The organism is Runella rosea (genome assembly GCF_003325355.1).
GTDB classification, from domain to species: domain Bacteria; phylum Bacteroidota; class Bacteroidia; order Cytophagales; family Spirosomataceae; genus Runella; species Runella rosea.
Genome location: NZ_CP030850.1, coordinates 3,682,992 through 3,699,462, shown reverse-complemented (window position 1 = coordinate 3,699,462; position 16,471 = coordinate 3,682,992). Strand labels below are relative to the sequence as shown.

At 46.5% G+C, this 16,471-nt stretch carries 13 protein-coding genes; 6 read left to right on the top strand and 7 right to left on the bottom strand.

Going from position 1 to position 16,471, the window contains the following annotated elements; translation table 11 throughout:
* Positions 1–85: 85 nt before the first annotated feature.
* Positions 86–715, top strand: a complete 630-nt coding sequence (gene lolA1 / locus DR864_RS15385) for an outer membrane lipoprotein periplasmic chaperone LolA1 (protein ID WP_114067814.1) — start codon at positions 86–88, stop codon at positions 713–715.
* A 45-nt stretch (positions 716–760) separates the two neighbouring features.
* Here lolA1 and DR864_RS15380 read toward each other — a convergent pair whose 3' ends face one another.
* The 3 genes from DR864_RS15380 to DR864_RS15370 form a co-directional block, all read right to left on the bottom strand.
* Positions 761–1,465, bottom strand: a complete 705-nt coding sequence (locus DR864_RS15380) for an SDR family NAD(P)-dependent oxidoreductase (protein WP_114067813.1) — start codon at positions 1,463–1,465, stop codon at positions 761–763.
* Between the two features lie 21 nt (positions 1,466–1,486).
* Positions 1,487–2,260: a trypsin-like serine peptidase gene (locus DR864_RS15375; RefSeq protein ID WP_114067812.1), complete on the bottom strand. Its 774-nt coding sequence runs from the start codon at positions 2,258–2,260 to the stop codon at positions 1,487–1,489.
* A gap of 108 nt (positions 2,261–2,368) precedes the next feature.
* Positions 2,369–3,652: a sterol desaturase family protein gene (locus tag DR864_RS15370; protein ID WP_114067811.1), complete on the bottom strand. Its 1,284-nt coding sequence runs from the start codon at positions 3,650–3,652 to the stop codon at positions 2,369–2,371.
* A gap of 176 nt (positions 3,653–3,828) precedes the next feature.
* Between DR864_RS15370 and DR864_RS15365 the strand changes: the two genes are divergently transcribed.
* The 4 genes from DR864_RS15365 to DR864_RS15350 are packed head-to-tail and all read left to right on the top strand — an operon-like array spanning position 3,829 to position 10,721.
* Positions 3,829–7,068, top strand: coding sequence for a SusC/RagA family TonB-linked outer membrane protein (locus DR864_RS15365; RefSeq protein WP_114067810.1), 3,240 nt, complete (start codon positions 3,829–3,831; stop codon positions 7,066–7,068).
* A gap of 36 nt (positions 7,069–7,104) precedes the next feature.
* The gene (locus tag DR864_RS15360) at positions 7,105–8,547 is read left to right on the top strand and encodes a SusD/RagB family nutrient-binding outer membrane lipoprotein (protein ID WP_114067809.1); all 1,443 of its coding nucleotides are present in this window, start codon (positions 7,105–7,107) and stop codon (positions 8,545–8,547) included.
* A gap of 6 nt (positions 8,548–8,553) precedes the next feature.
* Positions 8,554–9,897, top strand: coding sequence for an SLC5/6 family protein (locus DR864_RS15355; protein ID WP_114067808.1), 1,344 nt, complete (start codon positions 8,554–8,556; stop codon positions 9,895–9,897).
* Positions 9,894–10,721, top strand: coding sequence for a metallophosphoesterase family protein (locus tag DR864_RS15350; RefSeq protein WP_114067807.1), 828 nt, complete (start codon positions 9,894–9,896; stop codon positions 10,719–10,721). Before DR864_RS15355 ends, DR864_RS15350 begins: the two co-directional genes overlap by 4 nt.
* A gap of 13 nt (positions 10,722–10,734) precedes the next feature.
* Here DR864_RS15350 and DR864_RS15345 read toward each other — a convergent pair whose 3' ends face one another.
* From DR864_RS15345 to DR864_RS15330, 4 genes are all read right to left on the bottom strand, one after another.
* Positions 10,735–11,811, bottom strand: a complete 1,077-nt coding sequence (locus DR864_RS15345) for a hypothetical protein (protein WP_114067806.1) — start codon at positions 11,809–11,811, stop codon at positions 10,735–10,737.
* Between the two features lie 51 nt (positions 11,812–11,862).
* Positions 11,863–12,042 (bottom strand): hypothetical protein, encoded by a 180-nt coding sequence (locus tag DR864_RS15340; protein WP_205319112.1) that lies wholly within the window; start codon positions 12,040–12,042, stop codon positions 11,863–11,865.
* 240 nt (positions 12,043–12,282) lie between these two features.
* A complete protein-coding gene (arsS, locus tag DR864_RS15335) occupies positions 12,283–13,347 on the bottom strand; it encodes an arsenosugar biosynthesis radical SAM (seleno)protein ArsS (RefSeq protein ID WP_114067805.1) in 1,065 nt (354 codons plus the stop codon).
* A gap of 86 nt (positions 13,348–13,433) precedes the next feature.
* The gene (locus DR864_RS15330) at positions 13,434–13,769 is read right to left on the bottom strand and encodes an arsenosugar biosynthesis-associated peroxidase-like protein (RefSeq protein WP_114067804.1); all 336 of its coding nucleotides are present in this window, start codon (positions 13,767–13,769) and stop codon (positions 13,434–13,436) included.
* A gap of 311 nt (positions 13,770–14,080) precedes the next feature.
* On the opposite strand from DR864_RS15330, the gene rnr reads away from it, so the two are divergent.
* Entirely contained in the window at positions 14,081–16,447 is a 2,367-nt protein-coding gene (rnr, locus tag DR864_RS15325; protein ID WP_114067803.1) for a ribonuclease R, read from the top strand.
* The last annotated feature ends 24 nt before the right edge of the window (positions 16,448–16,471 follow it).

Below are 16,471 nucleotides of genomic sequence, written 5' to 3'. Positions count from 1 at the left end.
TGCAACGTATATTTCGTTAATACGGTACAGTTTTTAAACCTTCAAACGGAAAAACTGTCTAAAAAGAGCAATTAAACCTACGACAATGAGAAAATTTTTGGTTATAGCATCGCTTTTTGCGACTACGCTCCTCCAAGCCCAAAATGACAAACGCGCCACCGCTATTTTAGACGCGATGAGCAATAAGTACAAAACAATGACCTCGTTCAAGGTTGCCTTCACGTATACCAATGAAGCCTCCAAAGAAACCCTGAAAGGAGACGCGACCGTAAAAGGAACGAAGTTTCGGTTGAAAATGGCTGGCCAAGAAATTTTCAATGACGGAAAGGTGATGACCACCTACATCAAAGAGAGCAACGAAGCGACTATTAATACCTACGACCCCAAAGAAGTAGGTGACATTGACCCTACAAAAGTATATACCATCTACAAAAAAGGCTACAAATACGTGTTTATTGAAGAAGTCACCGAAAGCGGACGCGTGTATGAAGTAGTAGAACTCTCGCCCGAGAAGAAAGAAAGCAAGGTGTCTAAAGTTCAAATTAAAGTGGACAAAAAAGACAAATCTGTCAGAAGTTGGAAAGTAATCCAGCGTAGTGGACAGCGCCTGACGTTCAAAGTAGATAAGCTTACGCCCAATGTAAAGGTGGAAGATAAATTCTTCGCTTTTGACCCTACCCAATTCAAAGGGGTCGAGGTAATTGATCTTCGATAAGTATCTAAAGTCAAAATTACTTCTTATAAAAATAACATCGGGGAGTTATTTCAACTTCCCGATGCCTCCGTCTACGCCAATTATCTGCCCCGTTACCCAGCTTGATTCGTCAGAAAGCAGCCACTTAGCGGCCGATGCGATGTCGTCAGGGGTGCCAACGCGTCCGAGTGGATGCCGCTTGGCCGAAGCTTCCCGTTTTTCATCGCTCGAAAGCAAACTACTCGCCAAAGGCGTATCGGTAAGTGAAGGAGCTAAGGCATTGCAGCGAATTTTGGCCGTTGCAAATTCTGCCGCTAACGAACGTGTGAGCCCTTCAAGGGCCCCTTTGGAGGTAGCGATTGATGCGTGAAATCCCATACCTGTCTGTACTGCTACCGTGCTGAAAAGCACAATAGATGCGCCGTTTGCTTTACGTAATCGGCCCAAATTGGCTTGCAAAACAGCCACTGCTCCCAACACATTGATTTGGAAATCGGCTTGAAAATCGGCAGTCGAAAAGCGTTGAAAGGGCTTGAGCGAAATCGTGCCCGGAGCATACACAATGCCGTGGAGTATATCTGGCAAGACATCAAAAATACCCGTGGCTGGTTGGGTTACGTCCCAAGTAATGTGTTGACTTTTTAGATTTTCGGGGGCTGTTCGCGAAGCGGTAAAAAGCACCGCTCCTTCGGTTTCCAATGTTTTGGCAAGCGCGTATCCAATGCCTGAACTTGCCCCGACAATCAAAATATTCTTTCCCTGAAATGACATAGTAAGTTTACGTTTGTCATTTTAACCAAATGTGTACGAAGAGTGTTTAAAAGACTGCTGCGAAAAAGTTTGATTGCGAGACGTTATCCATCCCGAAATAGTATCATATACGTGCTTTGTGAGCAACACGGCGCTTCCGAATTTACGGTTTTCGGGCCGGTATCCGCAGGAGGCGGCGTTGCCCGATACGTGAATACCAACGACCATGAATCTGCCTTGGTGCTCAATCCATATCGGTGAGCCGCTGTTTCGTTGGGTAGTGGTAAATGAATGGATAAGACAGTGTTTCGTAACCTCAATAACTCGGCCTTCTTCTCGCCACATCTCAAAATCAGCCTTGTCGATGGGATAGCCTGCGATGTGAATGGGGCTGTTTTCGGTTAAGTTTTCGGCTACCAAGTAGTTTTCGTTCCAATCAAAGTGCCCTCCCATCTGCTGATAAACGGCGTCAGTATCAAGCAGTATGACGCCAAAATCGTCTTTAACGTAACAGTTGGGGTTTTTATAGTCAGGAATTGAGTGGATTTTAAACGTGAAAGGGGGAATGTCTACCCAATAGATATGCGGTGGTAATACCGCATTGATGAAAGGATACACCTTAAAATGACTGATGCGCGATTCTGTTTGATTCAGTGAATGTCCCGCCGTAACAATGACATTTTTGTCAACCAAAAAGCCCGTCGAGCGACTGACGTAAGGCAGAGGGTTTCCTTCAAAGTCGACGCGAAAAATTTCTAAAAGGCATATATATCGGTAGGGAACAAACCCCGAATTTTCAACCCGTAAACGATTCATAATTGTAAAGTATTTGCCGCAAAGTGAGGCAAACCGATTAGTGAACTGATAACAACAAGCGGTTTTACTAATCAGTTCACCAAAAAATCATGCCCGGGCCAAAGATTATCAGGCAGTTGCCCATTTTTTTTCAGGTTGAGGAGCGGAATCTTTGCGAATGTCAAACCAAACAAACAGCCCAGTAGTAAGGGTAGCAAGAACAAAATACGTACTGAGCACGAGCGTAATCCACGGCAGTGACTGACCGATGCCAAACCAATCAGTTGAGTAGATTAGCCAAAGCCCGATGCTGTTTTTGAGCCCTTCCCACGCTAAGGCGTAGGGGTTACGGTCCATGAGTTCGGTATACGCAAACACGCTCAGGAAGATAAAGCCGCCGTATACAAAAATATTGGGCGTGCCTATTTTGGCAATGTTCAAAAAGAAATAATTGATGAGGGCAAACGTAAATAAAAACTGAAACCACGTCCAAACCAAAAGTGCAGTGGAGGCTTTGGTGGCGTATTTTTCAAAATGGTAGGGATCATCAATTTTAGAAACGGGATACTTTTCTTCTACATCGGCTGGACGCCAGCCTGTGGGCATAAACCAAATGCGCAGTTTATCGCGCCAGCTCTTTGTACGATAAGCATCTCGAATGAGTAGCCACAAATGTTGGAAATTGATTTTAATAGGATTCCACGTTTGGGCGGGTCGCGTAATGCCGTAAACAGGTGGAACGTGAGGAAGTTCTTCCTGAAATGTCCCAAAAAGTTTATCCCAAATGATAAAGATTTGCCCATGGTTTTTATCCAAATATTCGGGATTGATGGCATGATGCACGCGGTGGTGCGAAGGCGTTACGATGATGTGTTCTAAAATCCCCATTTTGCCAATGTAAATGGTATGATACCAGAATTGGGCAAAAAGATGCAAAGGAGCTACTACGGCAATGACCGTGGACGAAACGCCTAATAACGCAGCCGGAAGCAGGAAAATGGTAAACAAACTGACAAACGACGAGATGCTCTGCCGAAGTGCACAGGCCAGATCAAACTCTTCGCTGCTGTGATGGATGGCGTGTTTGTTCCAAAAAAAGTTGATTTCATGACTCATGCGGTGGACCCAATAGCCCGAAAAATCAAGCGCGATGAACGCCACGGCGTAGGTGGCAATGGTGGATTGAATGGTATAAATGGCCCAGTGTTCGACCATCCAACCATAAGTTAAGATAGAAACACTCAGTCCCAACACATCCTTGATGATATTAGTATAGCCAGAACTCATGCTCGAAAGCATATCCATGGTACGAAAAGGCTGTTTTTTGACCGCCCAGCCGTAGAGTTTTTCCAGTAAGACCAATCCCAAAAAGATGGGCATGGCTATGAGCAGAATTTTTCCGTAGGTTTCCATTGGTTAATTTCAACAGGTCTTATGCAAGCATACTATTTTGTACAACACAAAGGTAAAAATAATTTAATTTTATCGGTAATTGGTTGTGCTATTCATGGATAAATACCTTAGTACACAAAAGTCAAAACTCTTTATAGTGTTTTACCGTATATTATTAAAACGTATATTTTTTCACGATGAAGCTATTGTACTTACGAAAACCCATTCAAATTTTTAGCCTGTTAGTGCTGCTGTTTTGCGTAGGTTCATACACTGTTATGGCTCAAAATCTCAAAAAATTGACAGGGACGGTTTTAGATGCCGAAACTGCTCAACCATTGGTCGGTGCATCCGTCAATGTGGGGCCAAATGAGGGGGTAATAACCGATATTAATGGTGTTTTTACGTTGCTTATTTCGGAAAGCAACCAGAAAGTGAAAATTTCCTTTGTGGGTTTTCAGACCACAGAAGTGAGCGTCGTCAACAAAACCAACGTGACGGTTTATCTGAAAGCAGGTAAATTATTAGACGAGGTCATCATCACTGCCTTGGGCGTGGAGCGTGAATCGAAGAACTTGGGTTTTGCGGTGCAACAAGTGGATGCCCGGGAAATCAGCAAGGTCAAATCCACCAATTTTCTGGATAACTTGGCCGGACGGGTGGCGGGGGTCAACATTACTGCCGGAACCACAGGCGTGGGCTCTTCGACCAAGATCACCATTCGGGGCGAGTCTTCGTTTACCAATGCCAACCCTTTGTTTGTGGTGGACGGGATTCCCATTAACAATAACACCATCGTAAATAACGTCAATGACGATGCTGCCGGCTTTCAGGAAGTGGATTTTGGAAACGGTGCGATGGACATCAACCCCGATGATATTGATAAAGTAACGGTGCTCAAAGGCCCGGCCGCCGCCGCTCTGTACGGAACGCGGGCGTCCAACGGGGTCATTATCATCAAAACCAAAACGGGAGGAGCTCAGAAAGGTATCGGCGTGTCGTTCAACTCGACCAACTATGCCGAAACGGCCTTCAAACTGCCTGTTTTTCAAAATGGGTATGGCGTGGGCAACAGTGGCAAATTTGCGTTCAAAGACGGACTCGGCGGTGGTGTCAATGATAATATTACGTACAGTTACGGCCCGAAACTCGACGCCGGACTTTTGATTCCGCAGTTTGACAGCCCCGTTACCTTGCCCGATGGACGTGTGGTGCGCGGGGGTGATTTGGCGATTCACGGCGGGCAACCCATTACGCCGACGCCGTTTGTTTCTCACCCCAACAACGTCAAAGATTTTTATCAAACAGGCTATACACGCATCAATAATCTGGCCTTTACGGCAGGAAATGATAAAAACAATGCGCGCCTCTCATTAACTGATTTAGCCAGCCAATCCATCATTCCGGGCGTAGATCTGAAGCGCAAAACCGTTTCGGCGGCTTTTACCTTCAGCCCGACTTCGTCGCTGAAAATTCTGTCGACCCTCAATTACGTGAATACCAGCAGCAACAACCGTCCTGCGACCAAATACGGCTCCGAAAACACCAACTACGCTATGGTTGGGTGGTTGGGAAGGTCTACGGATATAAATTCATTGAAAGATTACTGGCAGCCGGGATTGGAAAATGTGCAACAATATTCGTACAACTACACGTTTTTTGACAACCCTTATTTTACGTTACTCGAAAACCGCAACGCGTTCAACCGCGATCGGTTGTTTGGTAATGTGTCGTTGAAATACGACTTCACCAAAGAACTGTCGCTGACGGTACGGACGGGTATGGATTACCAAAACGAAGACCGGACGTTCAGAAGAGCGTTCAGTTCCAATCGTTTCAAAACGGGAGCGTATGCCGAGCAAAGCGTTTTTTATCGGGAAATAAACTCCGATTTTCTGGCGAATTATTCCAAAACACTCAGCGACTTTTCAGTAGATGTATCCTTGGGAGGCAATCAAATGAACCGTAAAGCCAACTTGGAGCAGATACAGACCCTGTCGCTGGCGCAACCGGGCGTGTATTCATTGGCGAATGCCTCATCGCCGTTGGAATACTTTCAAAACGCCGATAACAAACGCATTAATAGCCTGTACGGGATTGCCAAATTTGGCTTTAAGAATATGCTGTTTGTGGATATTACGGGCCGTAATGATTGGTCGAGTGCGTTGGCTACGGCCACGTCGGTAGCCAATACGTCGTTTTTCTATCCGTCGGTTTCGGCGGGGTTTGTGGTTTCCAACGCCATCAAATTGCCCGAACTCATTTCTTTCCTGAAAGTCCGGGCGAGTTACGCGCAGGTGGGCAATGATACCAATCCGTTCCAAACCAACGGTACGTTTACCTCACGTACGCCCGTGGGTGGGTTGCCGAGTTTCAGTGACCAAAATTTTATTCCCAATGCCAATCTCAAGCCTGAGAGCATCACCTCCGTGGAATTTGGAACTGATGTACGGTTTTTCAATGACCGCCTGAAATTGGATATAACTTATTTTAACTCGCTGAATAAGAATCAGATCATCTCATTGCCGATTGCGGTGTCGTCGGGCTATGTGCAGCAAAATGTCAACGGCGGCGCTATTCGGAGTAAAGGCTTGGAAGTAATCGTAGATGTTAGTCCCGTGCAACAGCGTCGTTTTAAATGGAATACGTTGATCAATTTTACGGCTTACCGCAACCGCGTGGAGTCGTTGCCCGACCAAGCCAAAACCATTACGTTGGCCTACAATCGCGTGTATGACATTGTCAATCAAACGGTTTGGTATCAGGTGCAGGAAGGCGGCCGAATGGGCGATATGTGGGGAACAGGCTATCTTAAAAATGCCAACGGTGACTTTATTATCAACAAAACAGGTGGGTACATTGCGGATAATACCCTGAAAAAGTTGGGTAACTACAATCCCGATTTTATGGTGGGTTTCAATAACAACTTTACCTACAAAAACATCAACGCCGCGTTTCTGGTCGATTGGCGTCAGGGCGGGATTTTGGTGTCGCGCACGCTGGCGCTGGCGGCCGTGGGCGGACAGTTGATCGAAACTGCCGACCGTCCCGAGGCGGGCATTGTGGCCAAAGGTGTGGTGAATACCGGAACCGCCGAAAGCCCCGTCTATCAGCCCAATACCGTGGCGGTGTCGGCCGAGACGTATTATCGTCAGTACTATGACCGCAACCACGAAGAAAATAATACCTACAATGCGTCGTACGTCAAACTCCGGGAAGTACAGATAGGCTACCAACTGCCCGCATCTGTGTTGGGGAAATACCTTCAATCCATCAGTGTTTCATTGGTAGCGCGGAATGTGCTTGCCCTCAGCGACATGCGTCATTTTGACCCCGAGCAAACGGCCTTTCAGGGACAAAAATTTTTGTCGGGCGTGGAAGATATGAGTTATCCAACCTCGCGCAGTTTGGGCGTTAAATTGAGTTTGACTTTCTAAATCATCGGCGTTTTTGTTGTTCAAATGCATTCAATCATGAAAAAATATATTTCCTGTTTTTTGGTCGTCACGTTGGTGGGCTTAGGAAGCTGTACCAATGATTTTGAAAAGATCAACGTCAATCCCGTGGCACCGGTAGACGTGCAGCCGGAGTTGTTGTTCCGTAAAGTGCTGTTTGATTACGCCGACCAAATGTCGTACGAAGGCTTCGTAGCGGGCAATCTGCTGGGACAATTATTCACCGCCATTGACTTCAATCTATTTGACCGTCACAGCCTTACCGAAGCGCAATACGGCGGAAATCCCTGGTCTTTTCTGTACGAAAATCTTCGCGACAATGAAATTTTGCTCGCCAAGTCCCGCTCCAATCCGGCGTATGCCGTGTACGAAGGGCCGGCCCTGATCTACAAAGCGTACCTGACGGGCGTACTGACGGATTTGTACGGCGATGTGCCTTACAGTCAGTCGTTGAAAGGAAAAGAAGGAAATGTAGCGCCGGTGTACGATGCGCAGCGGGATATTTATTTGGGCAAAGACGGCATTATTGACAACCTCACGAAAGCCGTGAGTATCATTACGGCTTATAAAGGCGCGCAGGCATTGCAGGGCGATATTATTTTCGGGGGCAATCTGTCGGCGTGGCGTAAGTTGGCCAATTCACTAAAATTCAAATACTTGATGCGGGTGTCGGCGCAGGAAAATGTAGCCGCTGAGCTGGCAAAGATCTACACCGCCGGAGACTATATCAAGTTGCCTTCCGAAAACGCGGTGTACCAATTTACGGCTTCGCAGCCCAATAACTTCCGCATGGCCACCGCGCGCGTTGGCGACTTTAACCTTTTCATCATGTCGGAAACAGTCGAAGAGATATTGACCAAACTAAATGATCCGCGCAGGCAGATTTTCTTTCGGCCCACGGCCAATAATGCCAACGTCTACAAAGGCTTACTCAACGGGCCGGATGCGTCCAAACTTTCCATATCGGTCGGAAATTATTCCTTTGCTGGACGGATCTTTCGCGAAGAGGCTGGAAAATTGAAAGCCAATTTTCTGACGAGTTTTGAAGTTAATTTCCTGATGGCCGAAGCCGCCGAAAAAGGCTTCATCAACGCCGATGCCAAACAACTCTACGAAACGGGCGTAACGCAGGCGTTTGATTATTGGGGAGCCACCTTGCCCGATACTTACCTCAAAACCGCCCCGGCGGCCTATGAACTGAACGGGGCCAATCCCGTAGAGCAGATCATTACGCAAAAATGGCTGGCCAATATCATCAACGGCTACGAAGGCTGGATCGAGTACCGACGGACGGGTTTCCCGAAACTGAAAAGCATCTCGGCCAGTTTAAATCAAAACCTGATACCGGTCAGAATGCCCTACCCAACGACCGAAGATGCGCTGAATAATGCTAATTTTAGAGCGGCTGCGTCCAAAACCAATAACAACAGTGTAAATTCGCCCGTTTGGTGGGATAAATAATTTTGTATGGATGCAATTACGTGGCAATGGGTGATCATGATCGGGTCGAGTCTCCTGTTGTTTGTGGTCTCACCGCTGACGAGTAAAACCAACGATTTTTTTAAGGGAAGCAAAGACAACGTACCGCCCAATTCCCTGTGGCTGACGAGCAGTTTGGTCATTTCGTGGCTCTTTGCCAAATCCATTACCAACGCCGCCGATTTGGGTTATGCCTTCGGATTCGTGGGCGGCGTGGCCTACGCGGGCTATTACCTTTCGTTTATGGTAGCTGGCGTGCTGATTTACCAAATGCGGATCAAAGGAAAGTTTCGCAGTATCCACCATTTTCTGGAAACACGCTACGGGGAAGTGGCAGTGGGGCTGTTTTCGTTGCTGATCGGTTTTCGACTCATCAACGAGATTTGGTCCAATACCATCATTATCGGGACGTATTTCGGCGAGCAGGGGAGCGTGCCCTATTTTTCTTCCATCGCGGTGTTTACCATTTTGACGCTGGCCTACACGCTCAAAGGCGGGATGCGGAGTTCGATCTTTACCGATATGATTCACTTGGTGCTGTTTATGGTGCTTTTGGTGTTCATTTTGGCCGTGCTGATTCCGCAAACGCCCGGCGGCATTACGGCGCTGGTGAGCAAAGGCGAATGGAAAATGAGTCAGGGTGTCAATTTATTGTGCGTGGCGGTTTTGCAGTCCCTGAGTTATCCTTTCCACGACCCCATCATGACCGACCGGGGTTTTATTGCGCCGCCGCGCACTACGTTGGTGTCTTTTGTAATGGCGACGGTAATCGGGATGTCGTGCATCATCCTGTTCAGTTTTGTCGGGATTTTTGGCTCCATGAAGGGCTTGCCCGCGCCCGCGACGGTGGAAGTGGCCAAACTGTTCGGCTTGCCCATGATGCTGATGATGAATTCCATCATGGTGACCTCGGCGGCCTCTACGATTGATTCCACTTTTTCTTCTTCTACCAAACTCATTCATTTGGATTTGCTCAAAGAAAAAGGAATCAGTGTGCGTAAAGGACGCATTACCATGGTGCTGTGTGCTTTGTTTGGAACATTGCCCGTATTTCTGAATCCTGAAATTCTTTCGGCCACGACCATCAGCGGTACGATGGTGCTGGGACTGGCCCCGATTTTTCTGTTTTGGTGGATAAAAGCCCCGAAATGGTCTTTCTACGGCTCGGTCCTGTTTGGCATCGCGTGCGGACTGACCACCATTTTTGTGAAGGATGTTCACTGGATTCAATTCTCCGACGGCAAATACGCCGACCTGCTCAGCATCAACGTCGTGGGAACAATAGGGTGCTTTACGCTGTTTTTTATACCTATTCTGTTTAAAAGAAAGTGACGCCTGAAACGCAACATATCGGTACCCTGCGCGGAAAAGTCCTGATCTTTGGGGGTGTTTACTCCAATTATCAGGCGTTGGAAGAGTTGTATCAGTTGGCAATGAAGGAAAATATTTCCGCGCAAAACATCATCTGCACTGGCGATATTGCTGGCTACTGCGCCTCGCCTGTCGAATGTCTGGATTTTCTGGAAGACTGGGGCATTCGGGCGATTCAGGGCAACGTAGAACAAAATCTGCTCAATGGCACCGACGACTGCGGCTGCAATTTTTCCGAAGGCAGCCGTTGTGATTTTTTTGCCAAACAGTGGTTTCCCTACACCGCCGTTCGGATGACCCGCCGCAATTTAAACTACCTTGCCAAACTGCCGCTTTTCCTTGATTTTGACTACGCCCAAAAACGCGTAAAGGTGTTACACGGCTCCATGCAGAATATCTCGGAATTTGTGTTTAAATCCACGCCGTGGGCCATCAAAGCGGCCAATTTTGAAGCGGCAAACGCAGACATCATCTTGGCGGGTCACTGTGGGTTGCCGTTTGCAGATGCCCGGGAAGATAAATTGTGGCTCAACGCCGGCGTGATCGGAATGCCCGCCAACGACGGCACACCCCGCGTGTGGTACGTCATGTTGGACGATGCCAACGACATCTTTTCGTACGAATTCAGAAGTTTTGAGTACGATGCCGGCGAGGCCAACCAACTCATGATGGAAAACGGCCTGCCCTATTCTTATTCCGAAACCCTCCTAACTGGCCTCTGGGACAACTGCGACATCCTCCCAGACGAAGAAACAGCGTTGCAGGGCGTGGCTATTGAGTTGTAGAAGTAGTTGTTTTTTATTCGTTAATCTCATAAACTAATATAGTTTTGTCTGATTTCTGAATGAACAAACTTGTTTCAATAAAGTATTCATCAACCTTTAAATTGGTGTCTTGAAATATAATTTGTCCATCCAATTCGATTATTGCTATACCTATTTTGCCTGAAAGAGCAATTATTGAGTTCAGATTTTTATTGTAATAAATCTTCAAATCTGAAATGTCTAATCCAATAATCGGTATTTGCTTTTCCAATACAGCATTGTCTCCATCAATTTTGTAAAAATGGATTTCACATGGCGAATCTGCTGTTGAATTTTCATCTTCTTCGGTAAATGGATTGTATGCAATTGCCACCGTTTCACCATCTATCCAGCAAACCGCTCTATTTTCATGGTTCCAAGCGCCTATTTTAACATCGGCTATTCTATTGCTGTTGATAAAATGCTCAATATCATAAACAGTATAGGCGTCACAAGAACCCCAAGCCCAACCGGCACTTAAAAATTTCCTCTTGTCCGGCGAGACATGCAATTTGCCGAAAAAATAGTCGTACGGACGAGGCCATGGCTCTTCATCATCTACGCTGAACGCCTTATAAAACTCAATATGTTTTTCTTCTGCATTTTCTTCAATTAGCGACTTAGCCGCTGTAAGAATCTGTCGTGTATCAAGGTTCATTATTTGAACATGATTCCAGGCAACTCCATAAATAATATGAGGAACTCCTGTTTCATTTTTAAACAGAGCAATTGGGTAACAGGAAATATCGGCATAATAGTCTTCTCGCCATAAATGAAGTACGTGGTATTTTTCGGGGTAGTGGATATAGCCATGCCTTTTATAGTCATTAACCACAACTACGATTGTACCTAATGTGTAGATAGTTGATTGCGCTGTTATATCGAAGCCGCCATCACTATAAAGATCACTTTTTACTGAAAACAGATATTGCTCGTTTTTCTCATTGATTTTGTACCTAATCACTCCAGCTGAGCTCATTAACAAAACCAACTCTTCTCGATTCGATACAGTTGCCGAGATGATTGTCTCGTCAGTATTAAATGTTACTTCGTGAATTTTATTTATTTTCATCTGTATATAGAAAAATTCTCCGTGTTTCCTTTCTCCGTGTTCCGAACATTCTCACTCTTTCTCCAATTGCTTCAACCGCCCCTGATACGCCTGCCAATAATTTCTTTTGGTGGCTTCATTGAGGAAAGAGGCGGCAACCATTTTTTCAACCGTTTCGGAGCGGTATAACAAGGTGGTAAGCAGATTGTTAAAGAGGGTTTCACCGATGCCGGCGTATGCTGCTGAAAACATAATTACATCAAAAAGAGCAATTTAATGCACTATTCAATGTAATTTTCTTGTATTCGATGAGTTGTACGGTCTAATAGTGCAATATATGGCACTTTTTAAAATGAATTGAAAACCCCGTGCACCTCCGTGTTTTATGACTCCGTGCGACTCCGTGGTTGAAAAAATACTGTCACTTTAGAACATAAAAAAATCGGTACCGAAGCCATTCGATACCGATTTGTCGGTCAAGCTGCAAACAACTTATTTGGCTACTTCTCCGCCACACGAACTGCCGGCTCCCGCCGTACATCCATAACAATGCTGGTTGATGATGATGGAGCGTTGGGTCAAGGCTTCCATGTCAAAATCTCGCAGGTGCTTGGCTTTACCTGCCACTTTCAGGTCCAGCATTTGATTAAAATCGCAATCGTATAAGTATCCATCCCAACCGATCGACAGCGTCGTGCGGCACATTACGTTGGCCGCCGCCGTCGGATTGAAGGAGTTGACGAGTTTTTCCATGTATTCGCTGTAATTGCCGCTCACCAACAGATAATCCAAAAACCGACTGATAGGAATGTTGGTGATGCAAAACAAATGATTGAATTCAATGCCGTATTTTGCTTTCAACGCCCGCTTGAATTCTTTTTCCATACCTGCCTGTCCGCTCGGTAGAAAAGCACCTGCTGGGTTGTAGACCAAATTAAGGATAAGCCCGCTGCCTTCCTGTCCGTAGCCAACGGCGTTAAGCATTTGGAGGGCTTTAATGGAATCTTCAAAGACGCCGTCACCGCGCTGTGAATCGGTGCGGGTGGCGGTATAAAACGGCAGCGAAGAAGCCACTTCAATACGGTGTTGCTTAAAAAACTCTGGCAAGTCGTGGTACTTCTTATTGGCCAAAATAATGGTCAGATTACACCGAACGATGATGTTGATGTCGTTGTCGATGGCCCTGATCTGCTCAATGAACCACCGAAAATGCGGATTCATCTCAGGTGCTCCGCCCGTAAGGTCGATGGTTCTGAACTTATGTTTTTTCAGGACATCCAGACACAACTGCATGGTTTCCTGCGTCATGATCTCTTTGCGGTCCGGCCCGGCATCTACGTGGCAGTGCTTGCACACCTGATTGCACATTTTACCTACGTTGACCTGAAAGATGTCAATTTCGGTAGGTTTCAGCGGAAAAAGATCAATTGGGGCCAGCTTCTCACGAAAAAGCGGAAGGTGTTTCCCCAAAGTAAGGCGGTCGTTTAACACCTCCAATTGAAAAGCAGATTCGCCCAATTCATGCTTTCGGGCTTTCAGTGATTTAACAGGATTCATATTGTGGGCAGGAGTCAGGAGTGAGAAGTGAGAAGTGAGAATAAAATTAAAACCCGCTCCTGACTCCTCACTTCTGACTCCTCATTTTACATTGTTAATTCTTTTGCTTTATTGATCATTTGGGTACTGTGTACCAGGGTAATTCCCGCTGCCATCACTGCCCCAACGTGTACCGCCTCCATCATTTCATCCTCTGAGCAGCCTTTTTCGAGTGTATCGGTTGTGTAGGCATCAATGCAATACGGGCATTTGAGCACGTGAGCCACCGCCAGCGCAATAAGAGATTTCTCACGTGACGAGAGCGCACCTTCGGCAAATACGTCGCCGTAGTATTTAAAAAAATCGTCGGCTAAGTTTTTTGCGCCAAAGGCCCCAATGCTACCAAATTTCTTGAGGTCTTCGGAATTGTAATACGTCGACATAAAGCGATAATGTTTATGGTTATCTATAATTACGTAAATATAGCAATGTTAGATTTGGACCGTTGTACATAAATTTAAGACGGTCGCGGCGGTGTGTTTGTATTTATAACTATCTTTCGTAGGGTTTTGTCTTTTAATGGGGTAAAAAAGATACGGATAGAGACGCTGAAATGTAGCTTTTTGTCACCTGTCATAAGTAAGCTCGAAAGGGTAGCAAAGCAAGCAACATGACGGACCGACGGGAATCAATGAGCGTATTATGTAATGTTTTTCCGTAAAAAATGGTTATTTAAGCAGAAGTAATTTTAAGTATGAATAAAAGAAAAAAAACAAGCGAGGTAAAAAACAAAAAAACTCGCTCCCAAAAAAAGATTGTTACTTTTTTGGATGAATTCAAATCAGAGATTGCCGCTTTTTTTGAAATCAACAACGAACAGCCATTTGAACTGCAACAGCTTCACGACCATTTTGACGCCGATGACCATAAAATGCAGTTGATTCTGAATGGGTTACTCGATGAACTTATTGAAGAAGGACGCATCAAACGTACGCCAGAAGGTTTGTATATTGCCAACATAAGTGCCAATGTGCTGATTGGAAAAGTAGAACATGTCAACAAAAACTACGCGTTTATTGTCATGGATTCGCCGTTGCCCGAAGGCTCCAAACTTTCGGAAAATGCCGACGTGTGGGTTGACTCCGATGATTTGCGCGGAGCCATTGATGGCGATACAGTGCGCATTACGCTGTTTAGTGATTACCGCAGCGGTCGCCGCCGTGAAGGGCGCGTAGAGGAGGTCATTGCACGTGGAAAAACCGAATTTGTGGGTGAAATCGAACTGTGGCCGAAGTACGGCATTGTGGCTTTGGACAATCGCCGGATGTATGAAGATGTGTACATCCCTGAAAATAAACTCAAAGGTGCGCAGGATGGTGATAAAGTACTCATTCGCCTGACCCAATACGCGACACGCTCGCGCCGCATGGAAGGCGAGGTAGTGGAAGTGCTCGGAAAAGCTGGCTCGCACGAAACCGAAATGCACGCCATTTTGGCGGAATTTGGCTTGCCGATTCGCTTCACCGAAGAGCTCGAAGCTGAAGCCAACGCCATTCCCGATACCATTTCTGCCGAAGAAATAGGACGTCGCCGCGACATGCGCGATATAACGACCTTCACCATTGACCCTGCCGACGCCAAAGACTTTGACGATGCGCTTTCGGTGCGTTTTTTAGACAACGGAAACTACGAAATCGGCATCCACATTGCCGACGTGACGCATTATGTGCGCCCTGGAACGGCCTTGGAACAGGAGGCCTACGCCCGCGCCACGTCGGTCTATCTCGTGGATAGAACCGTGCCGATGTTACCCGAAAAACTTTCCAATAATCTTTGCTCCCTGCGGCCCAACGAAGATAAACTCACGTTTTCGGTGGTGGTCGAAATGACGCCCGACGCTAAAATCAAACACGAGTGGTTTGGGCGTACGGTGATTCACTCCGACAAACGATTCTCGTACGAAGAAGCGCAGGAAATCTTAGAAATGCAGGCCGCCGCCGATAAAGCCGCCACAGAAGAGGGATTCGTTGACCTTTCTGCGCCGTTGCCGTATGCCAAGGAATTGACGCTATTGAATACACTGGCGCATAAACTCCGGGCGGAGCGATTTGCCAAAGGAGCGGTTAATTTTGAAACTGTCGAAGTGAAATTTCGATTGGATGAAGCAGGAAAACCGCTTGGAATTTATACCAAAGTGCGCAAAGATGCGCACAAACTCATCGAAGAGTTTATGCTTTTGGCCAATCGACGGGTACCGGAATTCATTTATCAAAAATCAAAAGACAAAGGCCATCCAAACACCATGGTGTATCGGGTTCACGAAGAGCCTGATATGGAAAAACTGCGCATATTTGCCGCTTTCGCGGGGCGTTTGGGGTATAAAATGAAATTTGAGAATGAGAAACTTGCCGCCCAGTCGCTGAACCAGTTGATGGAAGACCTCGAAGGTAAGCCCGAACAAAACGCGCTCGAACAGTTAGCGATTCGGACCATGGCCAAGGCCCGTTATGGCACCGAAGACGCAGGCCACTTTGGGCTGGCGTTTAAACGATATTCGCACTTTACGTCGCCCATCCGACGCTATCCCGATATGATGGCGCACCGTTTATTGCAACATTATCTGGATGGAAAGCCCTCACCCGACCGCGCCGAACTTGAGCCTGGCTGCAAGCATTCCTCGGCGCGGGAGCAATTGGCTGCCAACGCAGAGCGCGCCAGTATCAAATACAAACAAGTGGAGTTTATGGCTTCGATGGAGCCAGACCGTGTTTGGAATGGTATCATTACGGGCGTGACGGAATTCGGCATTTTTGTGGAAATCACCGACACCGCGTCTGAAGGATTAGTGAGGATGAATGACCTTAACGACGATTATTACGAACTCGATAAAGAAAACTATCGCTTGGTAGGGCAGCGCACCAAAAAATTCTACACCTTTGGTGATGCCGTAAAAGTAAAGGTTAAAGAAACCAATATTTCGCGCAGAAGCATGGATTTAGTGTTGGCCGATGCCAATCCAACGCGCAGTACTTCGTCGTTTAAAAATACCACTGAACGGAGTCGTCAACGCAGCGCTGGGTCATCGCCCAAAGATAAAGGCGCCCGCCGAAAACGCAGATAACAAGTAGTCGGAGGCTATTGATAA